Source organism: Corallococcus aberystwythensis (genome assembly GCF_003612165.1).
Taxonomy (GTDB): Bacteria; Myxococcota; Myxococcia; order Myxococcales; family Myxococcaceae; genus Corallococcus; species Corallococcus aberystwythensis.
Genome location: NZ_RAWK01000527.1, coordinates 1 through 1,557, shown reverse-complemented (window position 1 = coordinate 1,557; position 1,557 = coordinate 1). Strand labels below are relative to the sequence as shown.

2 protein-coding genes are annotated in these 1,557 nt (G+C 68.7%); both read right to left on the bottom strand.

The annotated features are described in order from the left end of the window. Positions 1–182: hypothetical protein (locus D7W81_RS43170; RefSeq protein ID WP_208721699.1), on the bottom strand; the 182-nt coding region annotated here is incomplete at its 3' end. A gap of 409 nt (positions 183–591) precedes the next feature. Then, positions 592–1,548 carry a glycoside hydrolase 5 family protein gene (locus D7W81_RS41190; protein ID WP_279637946.1) on the bottom strand — a complete coding sequence of 319 codons (957 nt, stop codon included), beginning with the start codon at positions 1,546–1,548 and terminating at the stop codon, positions 592–594. Positions 1,549–1,557 lie beyond the last annotated feature (9 nt).

The following is a 1,557-nucleotide window of genomic DNA, read 5'->3' as shown; positions in this document are numbered from 1 at the left end:
TCCAGTCGCTGCAGCGGGCCTTCCGGGGCATCGCGGACCGGCTGCTGCCCTTCATGGGCGGCGATGTGATGCGCCAGTGGGTCATCTGCGCGTTGGATGCGCTGTATGCGCGCGACGTGCAGGCGCTTCAGCACCAGCTGCCGGCGCTGATGAAGACGTACGATGAGCTTGTGCTGGACCAACTCGCTCCTGTCCCTCGGGAGCAGGCGGCCCCCGAAGCCCCTCATGCCCAGGAGTGCAGCCACGGCGCTCCGGCGTCAGGCTCCGCGCAGGACGAGGTGCTGGAGACCAACTCTTGCGTTGAGACGCGCGGCCCGGGTCACCTCGTGTCAGGCACCGAAGACACAGAGGCTCTTGGGGTTGCAGCCTGTCCCCCGGAGCAGGAGCGTCCTGTAGAGGCCGACAACAGGGCGACTCATTTTCCCGCCACCCTGGACTCCAGCGAATCCCGGGGCGCTTTGTCTCCAGACGGGCATCCTGCCCTGCCATCGGCCCTCCCGCTCCCGCCGGCACCCTTCCAAGCAGAACCTGATTCGTGAGCGGCGACAGCGCTTCGTTCCGCGCTGGCCGTGTTGACGAACTGCTGGCGGCCTACCTTGCGTAGCGCCGTGTCATCCGCGCGCAGAAGTCCGCGTACTCTTCCACGTGATTCGGTGGACTGGTGTGATGCGCGGCCATGCCGCATGACTCCGGCGTGAAGCAGTAGGTCAGCGTCACGTCGAAGTCCTCCAACGCTCGCATCTGCCGGTCGAACCACGCCTCCGCGCCGGGCCTCAGGCTGTCCGCCCAGCTCAGCCCCGTGCGCAGGTGGCGCACCCCCAGCTTCTTCAACCACGCCACCGCTTCGTCCAGCCGCGGGTCCTCGAAGTGGAACCACTGGCAGAGGCCCAACTCCGGTGTGTAGTCCGCGAAGTGCCGCAGCGCGCGCTTGGGCGTGCCGTCCTCGCGCAACAGCCCCATGTGGAAGTGCCGGTAGTACGACGACCCTTCCGCCTCGCGGTGGCGCGTGGTGGCGGGCCACGTCTTGGGCAGGTCGTAGAGGCTGTACCAGTGGATCCGCTCCACCCGGCCCAGCAGCAGCTCCGCCGTGCGCCGCAGGCCGAACTCCTGGACCTCCTCCGCGCCGAAGGAGGACACGCCCACCTCCGTGACCCATACCGGATGGCGGGACACCGCGCGCACCTCCGCGATGCGCCGGGGCCACTCGTCGATGGGCCAGTGGTTCCAGTCCAGCGGAAAGCCATGCACCGCCACCACGTCCACCTCGTCCAGCGCGCCCTGCCGCTCCAGGTGCTCCAGGAAGCCGGGGTCGATGGGCGACATGCCCCCCAGGACCCGAGGCAGCGTCGGGTGCTCCGCGCGGACCGCCGCCCCCGCCAGCCGCACCATCCGCGAATAGATGCGCCAGTCCTTGTCGAGCTCGAAGTCCCAGTGGGACTTGTTGTTCGGCTCGTTCCAGAGCTTCACCGCTTCAATCATCGCGCGCCCCCTGCCATCCAGGGTGTGCAGCGCCTGTGGCCTTTCAAGGCAACCGCCCCCCAGGGGCATCCCCGCGCC

Excerpts from the sequence above, each read along its gene's own strand:
- D7W81_RS41190 (WP_279637946.1), bottom strand. The coding sequence starts at position 1,548 with ATGCCCCTGGGGGGCGGTTGCCTTGAAAGGCCACAGGCGCTGCACACC.